Origin of the sequence: Streptomyces sp. NPDC059166, from assembly GCF_042755185.1 — a bacterium.
GTDB lineage: Bacteria > Actinomycetota > Actinomycetes > Streptomycetales > Streptomycetaceae > Streptomyces.
On record NZ_JBHZCI010000018.1, the window covers coordinates 107122 to 125763 of the forward strand.

The 18642-nt window shown below is 70.7% G+C and carries 17 protein-coding genes; 13 read left to right on the top strand and 4 right to left on the bottom strand.

Annotation, left to right across the window (positions count from 1 at the left end):
* The first annotated feature begins 4 nt into the window (after positions 1–4).
* Positions 5–1183 carry an imidazolonepropionase gene (hutI, locus tag ACFXOA_RS16115; RefSeq protein WP_385027774.1) on the top strand — a complete coding sequence of 393 codons (1179 nt, stop codon included), beginning with the start codon at positions 5–7 and terminating at the stop codon, positions 1181–1183.
* A 94-nt stretch (positions 1184–1277) separates the two neighbouring features.
* Here hutI and ACFXOA_RS16120 read toward each other — a convergent pair whose 3' ends face one another.
* On the bottom strand, positions 1278–2255 hold the full coding sequence (locus tag ACFXOA_RS16120; protein WP_385027777.1) for an RNA polymerase sigma factor SigF: 978 nt from the start codon (positions 2253–2255) through the stop codon (positions 1278–1280).
* A gap of 292 nt (positions 2256–2547) precedes the next feature.
* Between ACFXOA_RS16120 and ACFXOA_RS16125 the strand changes: the two genes are divergently transcribed.
* Both ACFXOA_RS16125 and ACFXOA_RS16130 read left to right on the top strand, forming a co-directional pair.
* The gene (locus ACFXOA_RS16125; protein ID WP_385027780.1) at positions 2548–2916 is read left to right on the top strand and encodes an STAS domain-containing protein; all 369 of its coding nucleotides are present in this window, start codon (positions 2548–2550) and stop codon (positions 2914–2916) included.
* A gap of 191 nt (positions 2917–3107) precedes the next feature.
* Entirely contained in the window at positions 3108–3599 is a 492-nt protein-coding gene (locus tag ACFXOA_RS16130) for an ATP-binding protein (protein ID WP_385027783.1), read from the top strand.
* A gap of 100 nt (positions 3600–3699) precedes the next feature.
* Here the strand turns inward: ACFXOA_RS16130 and ACFXOA_RS16135 are convergent, their stop codons facing one another.
* The gene (locus tag ACFXOA_RS16135) at positions 3700–5190 is read right to left on the bottom strand and encodes an oligopeptide:H+ symporter (RefSeq protein WP_385027785.1); all 1491 of its coding nucleotides are present in this window, start codon (positions 5188–5190) and stop codon (positions 3700–3702) included.
* Positions 5191–5679: 489 nt separating this feature from the next.
* On the opposite strand from ACFXOA_RS16135, the gene ACFXOA_RS16140 reads away from it, so the two are divergent.
* Both ACFXOA_RS16140 and ACFXOA_RS16145 read left to right on the top strand, forming a co-directional pair.
* A complete protein-coding gene (locus ACFXOA_RS16140; protein WP_031098784.1) occupies positions 5680–6357 on the top strand; it encodes a response regulator transcription factor in 678 nt (225 codons plus the stop codon).
* A gap of 15 nt (positions 6358–6372) precedes the next feature.
* Positions 6373–7638, top strand: a complete 1266-nt coding sequence (locus tag ACFXOA_RS16145; protein WP_385027789.1) for an ATP-binding protein — start codon at positions 6373–6375, stop codon at positions 7636–7638.
* A gap of 18 nt (positions 7639–7656) precedes the next feature.
* Here ACFXOA_RS16145 and ACFXOA_RS16150 read toward each other — a convergent pair whose 3' ends face one another.
* Positions 7657–8175, bottom strand: a complete 519-nt coding sequence (locus ACFXOA_RS16150; RefSeq protein ID WP_385027792.1) for a GtrA family protein — start codon at positions 8173–8175, stop codon at positions 7657–7659.
* 175 nt (positions 8176–8350) lie between these two features.
* Here ACFXOA_RS16150 and ACFXOA_RS16155 point away from each other — a divergent pair, with 175 nt between their 5' ends.
* From ACFXOA_RS16155 to ACFXOA_RS16165, 3 genes are read left to right on the top strand one after another with little or no spacing between them, the layout of a single operon-like run.
* Positions 8351–9490, top strand: coding sequence for a 5-(carboxyamino)imidazole ribonucleotide synthase (locus ACFXOA_RS16155; RefSeq protein WP_385027795.1), 1140 nt, complete (start codon positions 8351–8353; stop codon positions 9488–9490).
* Positions 9487–10023: a 5-(carboxyamino)imidazole ribonucleotide mutase gene (purE, locus tag ACFXOA_RS16160; protein ID WP_385027798.1), complete on the top strand. Its 537-nt coding sequence runs from the start codon at positions 9487–9489 to the stop codon at positions 10021–10023. Before ACFXOA_RS16155 ends, purE begins: the two co-directional genes overlap by 4 nt.
* Before the next feature lie 7 nt (positions 10024–10030).
* A complete protein-coding gene (locus tag ACFXOA_RS16165) occupies positions 10031–11233 on the top strand; it encodes a dipeptidase (RefSeq protein ID WP_385027801.1) in 1203 nt (400 codons plus the stop codon).
* 66 nt (positions 11234–11299) lie between these two features.
* Here the strand turns inward: ACFXOA_RS16165 and ACFXOA_RS16170 are convergent, their stop codons facing one another.
* A complete protein-coding gene (locus ACFXOA_RS16170) occupies positions 11300–12643 on the bottom strand; it encodes a UDP-glucose dehydrogenase family protein (RefSeq protein WP_385027804.1) in 1344 nt (447 codons plus the stop codon).
* Between the two features lie 186 nt (positions 12644–12829).
* Here ACFXOA_RS16170 and ACFXOA_RS16175 point away from each other — a divergent pair, with 186 nt between their 5' ends.
* The 5 genes from ACFXOA_RS16175 (at position 12830) to ACFXOA_RS16195 (ending at position 18634) form a co-directional block, all read left to right on the top strand.
* Positions 12830–13987 carry an acyl-CoA dehydrogenase family protein gene (locus ACFXOA_RS16175; RefSeq protein ID WP_385027808.1) on the top strand — a complete coding sequence of 386 codons (1158 nt, stop codon included), beginning with the start codon at positions 12830–12832 and terminating at the stop codon, positions 13985–13987.
* Between the two features lie 200 nt (positions 13988–14187).
* Entirely contained in the window at positions 14188–15684 is a 1497-nt protein-coding gene (locus tag ACFXOA_RS16180; protein WP_385027811.1) for a DUF4246 domain-containing protein, read from the top strand.
* A gap of 433 nt (positions 15685–16117) precedes the next feature.
* Positions 16118–17467 (top strand): methyl-accepting chemotaxis protein, encoded by a 1350-nt coding sequence (locus ACFXOA_RS16185; RefSeq protein ID WP_385027814.1) that lies wholly within the window; start codon positions 16118–16120, stop codon positions 17465–17467.
* Positions 17464–17943, top strand: coding sequence for a hypothetical protein (locus ACFXOA_RS16190; protein ID WP_385027817.1), 480 nt, complete (start codon positions 17464–17466; stop codon positions 17941–17943). Before ACFXOA_RS16185 ends, ACFXOA_RS16190 begins: the two co-directional genes overlap by 4 nt.
* A gap of 25 nt (positions 17944–17968) precedes the next feature.
* A complete protein-coding gene (locus ACFXOA_RS16195; RefSeq protein WP_385027820.1) occupies positions 17969–18634 on the top strand; it encodes a VWA domain-containing protein in 666 nt (221 codons plus the stop codon).
* Positions 18635–18642 lie beyond the last annotated feature (8 nt).

The following is an 18642-nucleotide window of genomic DNA, read 5'->3' on the forward strand; positions in this document are numbered from 1 at the left end:
CCCGATGACGACCACCACGACCGCCATCACCCACATCGCGAACCTGGTCACCAACGACCCCTCCCTCGGTGACGGGACCCCCCTGGGCCTGATCCGCGACGCGGCCGTCGTCATCGACGGCGACCGCATCGCCTGGACCGGTGAATCCAGTGAAGCACCCGTCACCGACAACGCCGTCGACGCCGGAGGCCGGGCCGTGATCCCCGGTTTCGTGGACTCCCACTCCCACCTGGTCTTCGCGGGCGACCGCACCGCCGAGTTCAACGCCCGGATGTCCGGACGCCCGTACTCCGCCGGCGGCATCCGGACGACCGTGGCGGCGACCCGCGAGGCGTCCGACGACGAGCTGTCCGCCAACGTCGCACGGCACCTCGCCGAAGCGCTCCGCCAGGGGACCACCACGTTCGAGACCAAGTCCGGATACGGGCTCACCGTCGAGGACGAGACCCGGGCGCTGCGTATCGCCGCCCGCCACACGGACGAGGTCACCTTCCTGGGCGCCCACGTCGTACCCCCCGAGTACGCCGGCGATCCCGCCGGATACGTCGCACTCGTCACCGGCCCGATGCTCGACGCCTGCGCACCGCACGCCCGCTGGATCGACGTCTTCTGCGAGCGCGGCGCCTTCGACGAGGACCAGGCGCGCGCGATCCTCACAGCCGGAGCGGCCAAGGGGCTGCACCCCCGCGTCCACGCCAACCAGCTGGGCCACGGCCCCGGCGTACGGCTCGCCGTGGAACTGGGCGCGGCCTCCGCCGACCACTGCACCCACCTCGACGACGCCGACCTCGACGCCCTCGGGCAGGGCGACACCGTCGCCACCCTGCTCCCCGGCGCCGAGTTCTCCACCCGGGCGGCCTGGCCCGACGCCCGCCGCATCCTGGACGCCGGCGCCACCGTCGCCCTCTCCACCGACTGCAACCCGGGCTCCTCCTACACCTCCTCCATGCCGTTCTGCGTCGCCCTGGCGGTGCGGGACATGGGGATGACACCCGACGAGGCGCTCTGGTCGGCGACCGCGGGCGGCGCGGCCGCGCTGCGCCGCACCGATGTCGGCCGGGTCGCCCCCGGGGCCCGCGCCGACCTCGTGATGCTGGACGCCCCCAGTCACGTGCACCTCGCCTACCGGCCGGGGATGCCCCTGGTCCGGGCGGTGTGGCGCCGGGGCGAGAGAGTCGTCTGAGCCTCACGGAGGAGGGCGGACCGGCGAACGCGGAAGGACCCGCCCTTCGGGGCGGGTCCTTCCGCGAGTCGTCCGTCCGGGAGGTGACGCGGGGTCACTCCTCCACGGTCAGGCCCTTCCTGAGCTTGACGAGGGTCCTGGACAGGAGCCGGGACACGTGCATCTGCGAGATGCCGAGCTCGTCACCGATCTCCGACTGCGTCATGTTGGAGACGAAGCGCATGGAGAGGATGGTGCGGTCGCGCAGCGGCAGCGAGGCGATGAGCGGCTTGAGGGACTCGACGTACTCGATGCCCTCGATGCCGTTGTCCTCGTAGCCGAGGCGGTCCGCGAGAGCGGCCTCGTTGCCGTCTCCGTGCTCGTCGGGCTTGGCGTCCAGCGAGCTCGCGGTGTACGCGTTGCTCGCGGCCATGCCCTCGACGACCTCGTCCCTGCTCAGGCCGAGCCGTTCGGCGAGTTCGAGCACGGTCGGCGCGCGGTCCAGCTTCTGGGCCAGTTCGTCGCCGGCCTTGGCCAGGTCGAGCCGCAGTTCCTGCAGCCTGCGCGGCACGCGCACGGACCAGCTGGTGTCGCGGAAGAAGCGCTTGATCTCACCGACGATGGTCGGCATCGCGAAGGTCGGGAACTCCACGCCCCTGCTGAGCTCGAAGCGGTCGATCGCCTTGATCAGGCCGATGGTGCCGACCTGGACGATGTCCTCCATCGGTTCGCTGCGGGTGCGGAACCGGGAGGCGGCGAACTTGACCAGCGCCAGGTTCAGCTCGACCAGGGTGTTGCGTACGTACGCGTACTCGTGGGTGCCCTCCTCGAGGGCTTCGAGCCGTGCGAAGAGCGTCTTCGACAGGGCCCGGGCGTCCAGCGCGCCGACCTCGGAGTGGTGCGGGATCTCGGGGAGCCCTTCGAGGCCCTCGAACCCGTCGTCCGTGAAGTGGTCGTCGGCGGTCGTGTCTGCGGTGGTGCTGATGCGCGGACCGGGAACGGTGCTCGCGGCAGCGGAGTCGGAATCGGTCGGTCCCTGAGGACATGCCGACGTCGCGATGTGGGTACGCGATACGTCGAGCCGGGGTGACATGGTTCTCCTCCATCGTTCTCGGCATATGGCTGCCGATGCCCATACGTCTTCCTGCGGTGAAGCGGCGCCTCCGAAGCCGATCGGGTTCTGGTGTGGATGTCCCTTCTACCCTTACCCGGTCCCAGCGGTGAGTTACAAGCGCCAAATGCGCCTGTATGTCCGGTTTGTTGAGTTCTTCGACTACCGTGTGGCGAGGGAAACGCGTAATGTTTTACGCACGTCGGGGGCAGCCACGATGACAGCCGCGTACACACCGTGCCGCGGGCAGTGACGAACGGCGAAGAGGGACGGCATGGACCGCGGGACGGTCGGCAGTGCGAACCGGGGTCGGCTACAGGTCGAGGTCCGGACCGAGGGCAGCAGCGAAGTCGTGACGCCGGTGGGTGAGCTCGATCACCACACCGCCGACCTGCTGCGGGAGCCCCTGGAGAACGCGGTCGAGGAAGGGCGTACGCGCCTGGTCGTCGACTGCTCGCGCCTCGATTTCTGTGACTCCACCGGACTGAACGTGCTCCTCGGCGCCCGCCTCAAGGCGGAGGCGGAGGGCGGCGCGGTCCACCTGGCCGGAATGCAGCCGGTGGTGGCGCGCGTCTTCGAGATCACGGGAGCCGAGGCGGTCTTCACCGTCCACGCGTCCCTCGAAGACGCCCTGAGCAGCTGACAGCGGCCGCCGCGATGCGTATCCCAGGGCCCGGGAGCCCCGACTATCGCGCGCGTCACTCCGATGGCGTGGACGAAGTGGGTGTCGCCCCCATTCAGACGGGCAGAAGTCATCCCGTCGGGGTCATGGAGCCCGCACACTCTGTATCTGTTCGATGGCAACACACGGTGAATCGGTGAGGTGAAGCGCTGATGAGCACCACCCGGCAGCATCCGCCGGGCGGCCTCGGCCGCGAGCCGGACGGCACGGGCACTGCCTCTGCCGTACCCGCTGACCGGCAGTGGCGCACCCTCTCGCTGAGAGGGGCCAGCGGCATCGTGCCGATGGCCCGCGACTTCGCCCGTCAGGCCCTCCACGACTGGGGCTGGCTGCCCGCGGCCGGCGCCGACCGCCGGGCGGCCGCCGAGGACGTGCTGCTGGTCGTCTCGGAGCTCGTCACCAACGCCTGCCTGCACGCGGAGGGCCCCGAGGAACTCCGCATCGCCTGCTCGCCCAAGATGCTCCGCGTCGAGGTCGTGGACGGAGGCGCCGGCCAGCCGGCCCCCCGTACCCCGCACCGGGCGGGGCGTCCCGGCGGGCACGGAATGTTTATCGTGCAGCGGCTCTGCCTCGACTGGGGCGTCACCCGCACCCCGGACCAGCCCGGCAAGACCGTCTGGGCGGAGCTCGCGGCTCCCGCGTAGGGAGTCCTTCTGGGCGACCCGGCCGACGTAACCCGGAGCATGACTGAGGCCCCGCACCGATCGGTGCGGGGCCTCAGTCACGCTCAGGGGCGGGTCCGGATCAGCGGACGTCGCCCATCAGCGTCTTGACCTTGCCGCGGTACACGAAGATCGCGACACCGGCGGCCACCGCGAGGGCGGCCTGGAGGGCGACGATCCCGGTGCCGTTGAGATCGACACCCGCGATGGACAGGAGGCCGGTGGTGCAGTCACCCGCGGTGACGGCGAGGAACCAGACACCCATCATCTGGCTCGCGTACTTGGCCGGGGCCATCTTCGTGGTGACCGAGAGGCCGACCGGCGACAGCGTCAGCTCGGCGACGGTCTGCACGAAGTAGATCGCGACCAGCCACATCGCGGCGGCCTTGTGGCCGTCGCCCGCGATGGCCAGCGGCGCCAGGAACAGGAAGAACGACGCACCGACCAGCACCAGACCGGAGCTGAACTTCACGATCGTGCTGGGCTCCTTGCCCCGGCGGTTGAGCGCCATCCAGAAGGCGGCGAAGACCGGGGCCAGCGCCATGATCAGGATCGGGTTGACCGACTGGTACCAGGAGACCGGGAAGGCCCAGCCGAGCACCGAGTTCTCCGCCGACGAGTCGGCGAAGATGGCCATCGTGGAACCACCCTGGTCGTAGATCATCCAGAAGATGGCGGCGGCCACGAAGAACCAGACGTAGCCGGAGACCTTCTTCTGCTCCGCGCCGGTGAGCTCCTTGTCCCGCTTGATGCGGGCCAGGACCAGCACCGGGATGACCAGACCCGCGAGGGTGATCGGGACCAGCAGCCAGTTCAGCGTGTAGACGCCGGTGACGACGGTCACGATGTAGAAGACGGCCGCGATGCCCAGCCAGATCATCGACTTGCGCAGGGTGGACGCGCGCTCCGCCGCGGAGAGCGGCTTGGGCACGATGCTGCTGTGCGCGTCCAGGTGGCGCGTACCGAGCAGGAACTGGGCGACACCGAGGCCCATGCCGACGGCCGCCAGGGCGAAGCCCAGGTGCCAGTTGACGTTCTCGCCGATCGTTCCGATCACCAGCGGGGCGACGAAGCTGCCCAGGTTGATGCCCATGTAGAAGATCGTGAAGCCACCGTCACGGCGCGGGTCGTCCGGGCCGTCGTAGAGGTGGCCGACCATCGTGGAGATGTTCGACTTCAGCATGCCGGAGCCGATCGCGACCAGGCCGAGGCCGGCGAAGAAGGTGCCCTCGGCCGGCAGCGCCAGGGCCAGGTGGCCGAGCATCACGATGCCGCCCGCGATGGCGACGGTCTTGCGGGGCCCCCAGACGCGGTCGCCGAACCATCCGCCCGGCAGGGCGAGCAGGTACACCAGCGACACGTAGACGGAGTAGATCGCCGTGGCCGTGGCGGGGTTCATGTGAAGCCCGTTGGGAGCGATCAGGTAGAGCGGGAGAAGGGCGCGCATGCCGTAGTAGCTGAAACGCTCCCACATCTCCGTCATGAAGAGAGTGGCCAGGCCGCGGGGGTGGCCGAAGAAGGTCTTCTCCGAGCCGGCGGTACCGGCGGAGTCCTTCGTCAGGCTGGACGCCATGGTCGATCCTTGCTGGTCGGGACGCGTCGCCTCGTGAGCGTTACGCGCCCGGTGGGGGGTGGCCGGCACCGGTACGGACATGGCCCACCCCCGACGCCTCGAGGGGATCGATCCGGCCGCCGGGCTCCGTACGGAGGGGCGGGTGGCGGAATCGTGGGACGACCGCTCCGGGATCCACGCCCGGCGCGCGTCCTCGCGTTCCGGGCCCGGCCCACAGGTCATTCACTGATCGGGGCCGGGGGGAACCGGCCCGTACACAAAACCGACCTTCGGTGCGAAACATCGCCCAAAGGTCATGGGTGGTGCAACAGGCGTCGAGCAACCATACGACATGACACAGGGGGATATGAAAGGACTTGAGAGATGGATCACAGGTCCCAGTGGAACCACACTCCCATATTCGAAGGTGTAAGACGTCTCCGCTCCCCTGGCTCGCAGGGCCTGCCGAGCGCTTCACCCCAGCGGTCCCACGCGGACTACCATCACTGCATGACCCGTGTACTGCTCGCCGAGGACGACGCATCCATCTCGGAGCCACTGGCTCGCGCCCTGCGTCGGGAGGGGTACGAGGTCGAGGTCCGCGAGGACGGCCCGACCGCGCTCGACGCCGGACTCCAGGGAGGCGTCGACCTGGTCGTGCTCGACCTCGGACTGCCCGGGATGGACGGCCTGGAGGTCGCCAGGCGTCTCAGGGCCGACGGTCACGCCGTGCCCATCCTCGTGCTCACCGCCCGCGCCGACGAGGTCGACACGGTCGTCGGCCTGGACGCGGGCGCCGACGACTACGTCACCAAGCCGTTCCGCCTGGCCGAACTCCTCGCCCGGGTCCGGGCCCTGCTCCGGCGCGGCGCCACCGAGCCCGCCCCGCAGCCCGCCACGCACGGCGTCAGGATCGACGTCGAGTCACACCGCGCGTGGATGGGGGACGAGGAACTCCAGCTCACCGCGAAGGAGTTCGACCTGCTGCGCGTCCTCGTGCGCGACGCCGGCCGGGTCGTCACCCGCGACCAGCTGATGCGAGAGGTCTGGGACACCACCTGGTGGTCCTCCACCAAGACCCTCGACATGCACATCTCCTGGCTCCGCAAGAAGCTCGGCGACGACGCGGCCAATCCGCGCTACATCGCCACCGTCCGGGGCGTCGGCTTCCGGTTCGAGAAGAGCTGACGTACAGAGACAGACATGCGCCGCCGACTGATCAACTCCACGCTCGCCGTGGTGCTCGTCGTGATCGCCGTCTTCGGCGTCTCCCTCGTCATCGTCGAGACCCGCACCATCAGCAACAGCGCCCAGGAGAGCGTGGACTCCGAGGCCTTCCGGCTGATCAGCGTGGTGGAGAGCCGGCTCCTGGGCGCCGAGCGGATCACCCCCGGTGTCCTCGCCGAACAGGTGGATCCCAGCCGCTACGCCCGGGTCGAGATCCAGGGCAGGGAGCCCATCGAGGTCGGCGAGCGCCCCACGGGCGGCGTCATCCGCAGCACCGAGACGGGTGAGCAGGGAGAGAAGGTCACCGTCGAGGAGTCCCGGTCCACGGTGACCCGGGAGGTCGGCCGGACCCTGCTGATCATCGGGGCGGTGGCACTGCTCGCCATCATCTCCGCCGTACTCCTCGCCGTGCGCCAGGCCGACCGGCTCACCTCCCCGCTCACCGACCTCGCCGAGACCGCCGAACGCCTCGGTTCGGGGGACCCGCGCCCCCGGCACAAGCGTTACGGGGTGACGGAGCTCGACCGGGTCGCCGATGTGCTGGACTCCTCCGCGGAACGCATCGCCCGGATGCTCACCGCCGAGCGGCGTCTCGCGGCCGACGCCTCGCACCAGCTCCGCACCCCGCTGACCGCCCTCTCCATGCGCATCGAGGAGATCTCGGTCACCGACGACCCCGACACGGTGAAGGAGGAGGCGAACATCGCGCTCGTCCAGGTCGAGCGGCTCACCGACGTGGTCGAGCGGCTGCTGACCAACGCCCGGGACCCGCGCACCGGCTCGGCGGTCGTCTTCGACCTCGACGAGGTCGTCAAGCAGCAGATCGAGGAGTGGCGCCCGGCCTACCGCAGCGCCGGCCGGGCGGTCGTCTGCTCGGGCAAGCACGGACTGGAGGCCGTGGGCACACCGGGGGCCGTCGCCCAGGTGCTGGCCGCGCTGATCGAGAACTCCCTGATGCACGGTGGCGGCACGGTCGCCCTGCGTACGCGGGTCACCGGCAACCAGGTCGTCGTCGAGGTCACCGACGAAGGACCCGGAGTCCCCGCCGACCTCGGGGCGCGGATCTTCGAGCGCACCATCAGCGGCCGCAACTCCACCGGCATCGGGCTCGCGGTGGCCCGGGACCTGGCCGAGGCCGACGGCGGCCGGCTCGAACTGCTCCAGCAGCAGCCACCGGTCTTCGCCCTCTTCCTCAGCCGCGTCGTGCCCAGCCGCGAGGAGAACGTCCGCCCGGTGCGCTGACCCGCACCGGACCCGCCGTCAGTTCGAGACGGGCCCCGGCGCTACCGCGTCGGAGGGCCGCCGCTGCTCCAGAAATCGGTCCGTGTCGAGCACGGCCTCCTCGGGGGGCAGCGCCCGGAACACCCAGGTGCGGTAGGACCAGAACCGGAAGAGGGTGGCGATCCCGATGCCGAGGATCTTGAAGAGGTTGCTCTGGACCGGGCTGTTCCACCCGAAGCCGTACGTGGCCAGATAGAGCACCCCCGTCTCGATCACCGCTCCGGCCGCGCTGAACAGCAGGAACAGCATCAGCTCCCGGGTCCGCCCGGTCTTGTCGCGGTCCCGGTACGTCCAGTAGCGGAAGCCGACGTAGTTGAACAGGATGGCGACGACCGTCCCCATCAGCCCTGCCCGCACCACCGGGATGTCCGTGGTGCGCCAGATCAAGTTGGACACGGCCATGTTGACCACGAGCCCGAGAGCGCCGACCGCGCCGAACTTGGCCACCTCCCGGGCCAGCAGATCGAGCCGGGCCCGCAGCGTGCCCCGTTCTCCCATGGTGATCGCTCAGCCCCGTCCGGTCGGTTTCGTCAACCGGGCCATGCTAACCAGCCCTCCCGTGTGATGCCTGTGAGCAGCCGGGGCTGCGCCGCGGCGCCCGCCCTCGCGGTCTCCGCGGCAGGGCCCGGGAGACGGTGAGGGGGCGGTTCCGCGCGCCCGATACCCTGGGCGTGTGACGTTCCCTGTAGTCGGCATGGTCGGCGGCGGTCAGCTCGCCCGTATGACCCACGAGGCGGGTATCCCCCTCGGCCTGAAATTCAAGCTCCTCAGTGACACCCCTCAGGACTCGGCGGCCCAGGTGGTGGGTGAAGTCGTCGTCGGCGACTACCGAGACCTGGAGACCCTGCGGGCCTTCGCGCGCGGATGCGACGTGATCACCTTCGATCACGAGCACGTGCCGACGGAGCACCTGCGGGCCCTGGAGGCGGACGGCATCCCCGTACGCCCGGGGCCCGACGCGTTGGTGCACGCCCAGGACAAGGGGGTGATGCGCGCCCGGCTCGCCGAGATCGGGGCGCCCTGTCCCCGTAACCGCATCGTCGCCGACCCGGCGGACGCCGCGGCCTTCGCCGGCGAGGTGGGCGGCTTCCCCGTCATCCTCAAGACGGTCCGCGGCGGTTACGACGGCAAGGGTGTCTGGGTGGTGCGCTCCGAGGAGGACGCCGCCGAGCCCTTCCGCGCCGGGGTGCCCGTCCTCGCCGAGGAGAAGGTCGACTTCGCCCGCGAGCTGGCGGCCAACATCGTCCGCTCGCCGCACGGCCAGGCCGTCGCCTACCCCGTCGTCGAGTCGGTCCAGGTCGACGGTGTCTGCGACACCGTCATCGCCCCCGCGCCCGGCCTCGACGAGCAGCTCGCGGGCGAGGCCCAGCAGCTCGCCCTGCGGATCGCCGCCGAGCTCGGAGTGGTGGGCCACCTGGCGGTGGAGCTCTTCGAGACGCGGGACGGCCGCATCCTCGTCAACGAACTCGCCATGCGCCCGCACAACTCCGGGCACTGGACCCAGGACGGCGCGGTCACCTCGCAGTTCGCCAACCACGTGCGGGCCGTCCTCGACCTCCCGCTCGGCGACCCCCGGCCGCGCGCCCCCTGGACGGTCATGTGCAACGTCCTCGGTGGCGACTACCCGGACATGTACCAGGGCTACCTGCACTGCATGGCCCGTGACCCGCAGCTCAAGATCCACATGTACGGCAAGGACGTGAAGCCGGGCCGCAAGGTGGGCCACGTCAACACCTACGGCGACGATCTGGCGGACGTGCGCGAGCGCGCCCGGCACGCGGCCGACTACCTGCGAGGAACGATCACCGAATGACCGCAACCGGTTCCGCACCCGTCATCGGCATCGTCATGGGCTCGGACTCCGACTGGCCCGTGATGGAAGCGGCCGCGAAGGCTCTCGACGAGTTCGAGATCCCCTACGAGGTCGATGTCGTCTCCGCACACCGCATGCCGCACGAGATGATCGCCTACGGCGAGTCGGCGGCGGACCGCGGTCTCAAGGCCGTCATCGCGGGAGCGGGAGGAGCGGCCCACCTGCCCGGCATGCTGGCCTCCGTCACCCCGCTGCCCGTGATCGGCGTACCGGTCCCGCTGAAGTACCTCGACGGCATGGACAGCCTGCTCTCCATCGTCCAGATGCCGGCCGGCGTCCCCGTCGCCACCGTCTCGGTCGGCGGGGCCCGTAACGCCGGCCTGCTCGCCGCCCGGATCCTCGCCGCACACGACGCGGACCTGCTGACGCGGATGAAGGACTTCCAGCAGGAGCTCAAGGACCAGGCGACGGAGAAGGGGAAGCGGCTCCGGGCCAAGACCCAGGGCGCGGACTCCTTCGGCTTCGGGAAGTAGGCGGCCCGTGTCCTCCTCCGCGAACCTGGCACGCGCCCGTCTCCTCCTCGACGGCCACCCGGTCGTCGACGGCCACAACGACCTGCCCTGGGCCCTGCGCGAACAGTGCGGCTACGACCTCGACGCCCGGGACATCTCGCGGGACCAGAGCGGCATCCTGCACACCGACATCCCCCGGCTGCGCGCCGGTGGCGTCGGCGCGCAGTTCTGGTCGGTCTACGTCCCCTCGCACCTGGCCGGCGACGACGCGGTCAGCGCCACGCTGGAGCAGATCGACGTGGTCGGCGAGATGCTGGACCGCTACCCCGACGACCTGCGGCGGGCCCTGACGGCCGACGACATGGAGAAGGCCCGCGCCGAGGGCCGTATCGCCTCCCTGATGGGGGCCGAGGGCGGCCACTCCATCAACAACTCACTGGGCGCCCTGCGCGCCCTGCACACCCTCGGCGTCCGCTACATGACGCTCACGCACAACGACAACACCGACTGGGCGGACTCGGCCACCGACTCACCGCGCGTCGGCGGGCTGTCGGAGTTCGGGCGCGAGGTCGTGCGCGAGATGAACCGCGTGGGGATGCTGGTCGACCTCTCCCACGTGGCGGCCACCACGATGCGGGACGCGCTCGCTACCTCGGTCGCACCGGTGATCTTCTCGCACTCCTCCGCCCGCGCGGTCTGCGACCACCCGCGCAACGTCCCCGACGACGTCCTGCGGATGCTCGCGGCCAACGGCGGTGTCGCCATGGCGACCTTCGTGCCGAAGTTCGTCCTGCCGGCCGCGGTGGAGTGGACGGCCGCCGCCGACCGCAACATGCGGGAGCACGGTCTGCACCACCTGGACACCACGCCCGCCGCCATGCGGATCCACGCGGACTTCGAGGCGCTGAACCCGCGTCCGATGGCGACGGTGGGCACGATCGCCGACCATCTCGACCACATGCGCGAGATCGCCGGGATCGACCACATCGGCATCGGCGGCGACTACGACGGCACCGCGTTCCTCCCGCTGGAGCTGGAGGACGTGTCCGGTTACCCGTACCTCGTCGCGGAACTGCTCAACCGCGGCTGGTCGGAGAGCGACCTGGCCAAGCTGACCTGGCAGAACGCGGTACGGGTCCTGCGCGACGCGGAGGCCGTGGCCCGCGACCTGGGCGCCCGGGTCGGCCCGTCCCACGCCACGATCGGCGAGCTGGACGGTCCGGGGCACTGACCCCGTACGACGACGAGGAGGGGCGGCCGCGCGGCCGCCCCTCCTCGTCGTACATGTCCTCGCGGTTCAGGCCTTCGGGCGGCCCATCGCCCGGTACGTCCAGCCGGCCTCGCGCCACACCTCGGGGTCGAGTGCGTTGCGGCCGTCCAGGATGATCCGCCGTCCGGCGGCCTCTCCCAGGGCCACGGCGTCCAGCTCCCGGAACTCGCGCCACTCCGTCAGGTGCAGCACCACGTCCGCCCCGCGCACCGCGTCCAGCGCCGTCTCGGCGTAGCCGAGCGTCGGGAAGAGCTTGCGGGCGTTCTCCATGCCCTTGGGGTCGAACACGGTGACCTGGCCGCCCTGCAGGTGGATCTGCCCCGCCACGTTCAGTGCCGGTGAGTCCCGTACGTCGTCCGAGTCGGGCTTGAAGGTGGCGCCCAGCACGGCGACCCGCGTGCCGAGGAACGAACCGCCGCCCACGGCCTCCCGGGCCAGCTCCACCATGTGACCGCGCCTGCGCATGTTGATGGAGTCGACCTCCCGGAGGAAGGTCAGTGCCTGGTCGGCGCCGAGTTCGCCGGCGCGTGCCATGAAGGCCCGGATGTCCTTGGGCAGGCAGCCCCCGCCGAAGCCGACCCCGGCCCGCAGGAACTTCTTCCCGATCCGCTCGTCGTGCCCGATGGCCTCGGCCAGCTTCACCACGTCGCCGTCGGCCGCCTCGCAGACCTCCGCCATCGCGTTGATGAAGGAGATCTTCGTCGCGAGGAAGGAGTTCGCGGAGGTCTTCACCAGCTCGGCGGTCGGGAAGTCCGTCACCACGAAGGGGGAGCCCTCGGCGACCGGTCCCGCGTACACCTCGCGCAGCGTCTTCTCGGCCCGCTCGCTCTCCACACCGATCACGATCCGGTCGGGGTGCAGGGTGTCCTTGACCGCGAAGCCCTCGCGCAGGAACTCGGGGTTCCAGGCCAGCTCCGCGTCGGTGCCCGCCGGCGCCAGCTCTGCCAGCCGCCGGGAGAGCCGGGCGGCCGAGCCCACCGGCACGGTCGACTTGCCGACGACCAGGGCGGGGCGGGTGAGGTGGGGGGCCAGCGACTCGAAGGCGCTGTCCACGTAACTCATGTCGCAGGCGTACTCGCCGTGCTTCTGGGGAGTGTTCACACAGACGAAGTGGACATCGCCGAACGTCCCGGCCTCCTCCCAGGAGGTGGTGAACCGCAGCCGCCCCGTGGATCCCTCGATACCCGCGACATGCTTCTGGAGGATCTCCTCCAGCCCTGGCTCGTACATCGGCACCCGGCCGGCCGAGAGCATCTCGATCTTCTCGGGCACGATGTCGAGGCCGAGCACCTCGAAGCCGAGCTCCGCCATGGCCGCGGCATGGGTGGCGCCGAGGTAGCCGGTGCCGATCACGGTGATCCTGAGGGCCATGGGGTGCTCCTGAACGATGCGGACAGACGTGCGGAGCCGAGCATAACCGCGGCGGCGGGACGCCCGTTTTCCGGCCGCGCCGGGCCCTGTCGGCAAGCTCACGTGCCCGGCCCGTATGCCGACCGGGACAGGGCCCACTAAAATCAGGTTACTTAACGGTAGTTAGCAGCTTGGGGAGTGAACATCTTGGCGGGTTCGACCGATTTCGACCTGTACCGTCCGGCCGAGGAGCACGACATGCTCCGCGAGGCGATCCGTTCGCTCGCCGAGGCGAAGATCGCCCCGCACGCGGCGGCGGTGGACGAGGAGGCCCGCTTCCCGCAGGAGGCGCTCGACGCCCTGACCGCGAACGACCTGCACGCCGTCCACGTCCCCGAGGAGTACGGCGGCGCGGGTGCCGACGCGCTCGCCACGGTTATCGTGATCGAGGAGGTGGCCCGCGTCTGCGCGTCCTCCTCCCTCATCCCGGCCGTGAACAAGCTGGGCTCGCTCCCGGTGATCCTCTCCGGCTCCGAGGACCTCAAGAAGAAGTACCTGGGCCCGCTCGCCAAGGGCGACGCGATGTTCTCGTACGCCCTCTCCGAGCCCGACGCCGGCTCGGACGCGGCGGGCATGAAGACCAAGGCCGTGCGCGACGGCGACTTCTGGGTCCTCAACGGGGTGAAGCGCTGGATCACCAACGCGGGCGTCTCCGAGTACTACACGGTGATGGCCGTCACCGACCCGGAGAAGCGCTCCAAGGGCATCTCGGCGTTCGTCGTGGAGAAGTCCGACGAGGGCGTCTCCTTCGGCGCCCCTGAGAAGAAGCTCGGCATCAAGGGCTCCCCGACGCGCGAGATCTACCTCGACAACGTCCGCATCCCCGCCGACCGCATGATCGGCGCCGAGGGCACCGGCTTCGCCACCGCGATGAAGACCCTGGACCACACCCGCATCACCATCGCGGCCCAGGCGCTCGGCATCGCCCAGGGCGCCCTGGACTACGCCAAGGGCTACGTCCAGGAGCGCAAGCAGTTCGGCAAGCCGATCGGCGACTTCCAGGGCGTCCAGTTCATGCTCGCCGACATGGCCATGAAGCTGGAGGCTGCCCGCCAGCTCACCTACAGCGCCGCGGCCAAGTCCGAGCGCCTCGACGGTGACCTCACCTTCTTCGGCGCCGCGGCCAAGTGCTTCGCCTCCGACGTCGCCATGGAGATCACCACCGACGCGGTCCAGCTGCTCGGCGGCTACGGCTACACCCGGGACTACCCGGTGGAGCGCATGATGCGCGACGCCAAGATCACTCAGATCTACGAGGGCACGAATCAGGTCCAGCGAATCGTGATGGCGAGGAACCTTCCGTAACGGGCTCTCCGCGGGCCGAAGGCCCCTGGCACCGAGCGGCCCCCGGGATCCTCCGACGGATTCCCGGGGGCCGCTCGCATGCTTCCGGCCGTCCCGCGCCCGTCTCCTCCGCGTGCCCCGAGGCCGGAGGCCCGCGCGGCCGTGCCGGTCCCCTCCCGTATGCTTCCGCCGCTCGTCACCGACCGGGAGGTACAGAAGAGTTGACCGAGACAGCCGCATTCCCGCTGCCCTTCAGGGGCGCCCGCGCCCCCGCCTTCGCGAAGCCCAGGACCCTGCGGGAACTGGAGATGGCGCGGTGCAGCGCCCACATCCGGGCGAAGCCGGGATGGTCCGCCAAGATGCGGGACGCCGGGATCACCGGCAGGTGGGCCCGGGAGGCCGCGGAGCAGGGCATGACCGAGGCGCAGATCCGCTACGTGCTGGACGAACTCGCGCACTACGCCGAGCTGCGGGACGGTACGACCGGCGTCGAGGTGTCCGCCGTCGACGGGGTGTGGCAGTCGGACACGCTGATCGACGAAGGGCTCAGGGCCAGGCTCCGGGAGGCGGTCCGGGTCCTGGAGGACGTACCGGAGGCGGAGCGGGACTGGCATCCGGGATCCGGCGGCCAGGTGCTCGACCTCGTCCACCCCTCCCTGTTCTGCCGCGTGCGTGACGTGAGCGGTACTCCGGACCAGGCCTGGCCGAGCCCGCCGGACACCGTCTCCCGCTACGAGTTCTCGGAGAAGTTCCAGTGGCTGCCCACGGACGTCGAGGTCGGCGACGACGGTGAGGCGGTCTTCCGCTCGTACGTCAACAACGTCCATCCCGAGGCTCACCGCGAACTCGCCTCCGTGCTGCCCGGCCTCTTCGGCCGCATGCTGCCGCTCCTGGAGAACGTGCTCACCGATCTGCGCCACCCGCGGCCCGTGAGGATCGAGGCCGATCCGTACGGCTGGTACGAGGAGTCCCCGGACAAGCCGGTCGAGCCGGACACCGAGGACGACGAGGCGTGGGAGAGGTACGAGGAGGCGATGGACGCGTGGTGGCACACGCGACGCCCGGTGGTCCCGGACGCCCCCGTCTTCGTCCCGCCCGACGTACCCGGCGGCGCCGACCGGGTCAGCCTGCGCGGCCGGCGCCTCCAGGTCATCGTCAAGCTCGCCACCGTCCACCTCACGCCGGAGGACCCCGAGTACGCGGGTGGTTCCTGGCACGTCGAGGGGATGATGAACGAGCGGATCGTCTCCACCGGCATCTACTACTGGGACAGCGAGAACATCACCGAGAGCCGGCTGGGCTTCAGGACGGGCGTCGACGAACCGGACTACGAGCAGAGCGACGACAACGGGGTGAGCGAGGTCTACGGCCTGGAGAACGAGGGGCGGCTGAACCAGGTCCTCGGCTCGGTCCCGACGCCGTCGGGCCGCGCGCTCGCGTTCCCGAACATCCTCCAGCACCGCGTCGGCCCGTTCCGGCTCGCGGACCCCTCCAGGCCGGGGCACCGCAAGATCCTCGCGTTCTTCCTGGTCGACCCCTCGGTGCCACTCGTCTCGACCTCGGACGTGCCACCGCAGCAGCCGTGGGCCGGGACGTCGACGATGACGCGCGCGCAGGCCGAGGAGTACCGCGAACAGCTCATGAAGGAACGCAAGTTCTTCGTCGACGAGCACAACGAGCAGCTCTACGAGCGGGAGTTCTCCCTCTGCGAGCACTGAGCCGCGACCGAGGCGTGGTGGACCGCGCCGTGCCCGCGGACCTCACGCACGGCGCGATCCGCGCCGGCGTGGGCCACGGTGCGGCGCGTCACCGCGGCCCAGGCGTCCGTCCGGCCCAGGCGCCCGGCCCAGGCGCCCGGCCCGTCCGGCCCGCCCGGCCCGCCCGGCCCGTCCGGCCCGCCCGGCCCGCCCGGGCGGGCCCGCCAGGTCCGGACCGCCCGACCGGTGCCCTCGGTCCGGACCAGACGTTCCGGTTTCGGTACATCGCCGGAATACGGCAATCAGCTGACGGTCCGTGAGATACGCTCGGCCGCCGACGGCCCGGTGAGGACCGGTGCCGTCGCGCGGGGGCATGCGCGTTCCGTACTCGCCGGGGGGCGAGGAGGGCGCGGGGTGGGGAGCCCCCTGGGGGTTTCTCTCATCAGGGACAGATATGCCCGTAGTGACTCCGGTGGACCGTCATGAGGTCTCCCAGCACATCAAGGAATTGGCATCCGAGCCCAGGCTCTCGTCCAGGCGCGACGAACTCCTCTCCCTCGGTGAGGCGTTGGCCGTGACGGACACGGCGCGTCTTGATCCGTGGGCGGAGCTCGACCTGCTCCACGCCTTCGCCCGCCCGGAGAGCATCGGCACGGACCGGGACCCGGCCCAGGGGCACAAGCTCTGGTCGTGGCTGGAAGCAGCCCTCGGCGCACTGGTCTTCGTGCCCCTGCTGATGACGTGGTACGGGCTGACGCAGGCGTCCAGCGCCTACCAGGCGTTGATCGGTGCCGACCCGAAGTCCGCGGCCAGGCCGTTCCTCCAGTTGTGGCAGAGCGGGTTCGAGGGCCATCTGGCCGATGCGTTCACCTTCGGTCATGTGGCGACCGGTGCGACCACCGCGATCGCACTGCTCTTCGCGCTGGTGCTGGTGCACGGCATCCGGCGCTCCGCCGTCGCCCGGGGCCAGGAGGAGGCGGCCAGGGACGCGGAGCGGCTGATGCGACGCCTCGTCCCGGTCCTCACCCGCGCCCAGCTCGTGCTCAACGTGCACCGCACGGCTTCCCCGCAGCGCTTCGCAGCCGAACTCACCGAGGCGGCCGCGACGTTGACCCGGCTGAGTGGACGGGCGGTGAAGGTGCAGAAGGACCTGTCGTCGGCCGCCGAGGTCGTCGGGGAAGCCGTGGGGCGGGCCGAAGGCCGTCTGGCCGGCGTCGATCAGGCCGTACGGCCGCTGGAGGAAGCGGCCGGGCGCATCGAGGAGGCCGTACGGAGCAACACCAAGGACGTCGGCGCGGCTGTGGCCGACGGGGGAGCCATGGTGAGCAGGGCTCTGGAGGGGGCGCGGAACGCGAGCGGCGAGATCCGCGACGTCCTGGACCGGGCCGGCGAGCGGGTCGAGGAGTCGGTGCACGCCCTCGCGGCGGCGCAGCGGTCCTTCACGACCGGGGTCGAGGTGGCATCCGACGTCTCCTCGCAGGTGCTCGCGCGCCTCGGGGAGGTCACCGAGGACTCGGCCCGGAGCATCGCCGAGTCACACGCGACGCTCGGTCGGCTGGCCGAGCAGACAGAGGGGCTGCGGCGGGCCGCCGAGCAGCTCGGCCGGGCCGGGGCCGCCGCGGCCGTACCGACGACCGTGCCCGGGCCGGCCGGCGCTTCCGACGCGTCCCGGAGCGTCCGCGTCCCCGTGCCGTCGAGCCGGTCCGCCGACGACGTCACGGTGTCCCTGGCGAAGGACGCCGAGGGGGTGCCGTCCGGTGACGTGTGGCTGGAGGACCTGCCGCCCCGGGACGGTGTGCGGTGACCGTCCCCCGCTTCAACCCGCTGCATCTCGCCGGGTGGCTCTTCGCCGATCTGCTGCTCGTGCTCGCCCTCGTCGCGATGGGGGACCGCGGCGACCCGATGGCCGCGACCGCCCGTCCGTCCGCGTCCGCCGCCGCTGAGCCGAAGCCGTCGCCCTCTCCGGAGCCGAGCGGCCCGCGAGCCGTGCTCAAGAAGCCGGTGAAGGTCTCCATCACCGCCGGTCCGGGCGACACTCGCCGGATCGAGCAGCGGCTGCGCGCGGTGACGGCGCGCTACGAGGGGCGCCGGGCCGCCTTCGTCCTCACCTTCGGGCGGCACTCCGACCCGGGAGCCGGGGGCGCGTACGCCCATGAGGTCAACTCGCTGCTGAGGAAAGCGCGTCCCGACATGTTCGAGGGCACGACCACACGCGACTTCTGGAAGGGCGGGTCGCCGGCCGGCCACGCCGACCTAGAGATCTATTTCTACACCTACTGACCGGCACCGACGGAGGTACGAGACCGTGCAGATCCTTCCCTTCTACCTGCTGTGCGACGAGTCGGGGTCGATGGCCGGCCCTCCCATCGACGCGATCAACGGCGCCCTGCCCGAACTGCATCACGAGATCAGCACCAACCCGACGGTCGCCGACAAGACGAGGTTCTGTCTGATCGGCTTCTCCACCGAGGCGAGTGTGCTCCAGCCCCTCGTCGACCTGAGCGACATCGACGAGGTGCCCGCGCTCGCCGCCGGCGGACTGACCTCGTACGGGGACGCGTTCCGCACGTTGCTCCGGTGCATCGAGAAGGACGTGGCGGATCTCAAGGCCCAGGGGCACGAGGTCTACCGGCCCGTTGCCTTCTTCCTCTCCGACGGTGGTCCCACCGACGACGACTGGGAGTACGCCCACAAGGAACTGACCGAATCGCGGTACTGCCCGAAGATCATCGCCTTCGGGATCGGGGACGCGGAGGCCGTCACGATCGGCCAGGTCGCCAACTTCCGCGCGTTCATGCAGCAGGACGCCACGGTGTCGCCGGCGCAGGCGCTACGGGAGTTCGCCTCCAGCCTGACCCGCTCGATCGTGAGGTCGGCCAGCAGTATCGCGGCCGACGGCGGAACGGGCTTCACGCTCGCTGTCGACGAGACCGTCCCCGGCTTCTCGACCGTGTCCCTCGACAAGCTCTGAGGCCGGCG

Bases quoted from the DNA above. Each gene is read 5' to 3' on its own strand.
- hutI (WP_385027774.1), top strand. From the start codon at position 5: ATGACGACCACCACGACCGCCATCACCCACATCGCGAACCTGGTCACC.
- ACFXOA_RS16120 (WP_385027777.1), bottom strand. From the start codon at position 2,255: ATGTCACCCCGGCTCGACGTATCGCGTACCCACATCGCGACGTCGGCA.
- ACFXOA_RS16125 (WP_385027780.1), top strand. From the start codon at position 2,548: ATGGACCGCGGGACGGTCGGCAGTGCGAACCGGGGTCGGCTACAGGTC.
- ACFXOA_RS16130 (WP_385027783.1), top strand. From the start codon at position 3,108: ATGAGCACCACCCGGCAGCATCCGCCGGGCGGCCTCGGCCGCGAGCCG.
- ACFXOA_RS16135 (WP_385027785.1), bottom strand. From the start codon at position 5,190: ATGGCGTCCAGCCTGACGAAGGACTCCGCCGGTACCGCCGGCTCGGAG.
- ACFXOA_RS16140 (WP_031098784.1), top strand. From the start codon at position 5,680: ATGACCCGTGTACTGCTCGCCGAGGACGACGCATCCATCTCGGAGCCA.
- ACFXOA_RS16145 (WP_385027789.1), top strand. From the start codon at position 6,373: ATGCGCCGCCGACTGATCAACTCCACGCTCGCCGTGGTGCTCGTCGTG.
- ACFXOA_RS16150 (WP_385027792.1), bottom strand. From the start codon at position 8,175: ATGGGAGAACGGGGCACGCTGCGGGCCCGGCTCGATCTGCTGGCCCGG.
- purE (WP_385027798.1), top strand. From the start codon at position 9,487: ATGACCGCAACCGGTTCCGCACCCGTCATCGGCATCGTCATGGGCTCG.
- ACFXOA_RS16170 (WP_385027804.1), bottom strand. From the start codon at position 12,643: ATGGCCCTCAGGATCACCGTGATCGGCACCGGCTACCTCGGCGCCACC.
- ACFXOA_RS16185 (WP_385027814.1), top strand. From the start codon at position 16,118: ATGCCCGTAGTGACTCCGGTGGACCGTCATGAGGTCTCCCAGCACATC.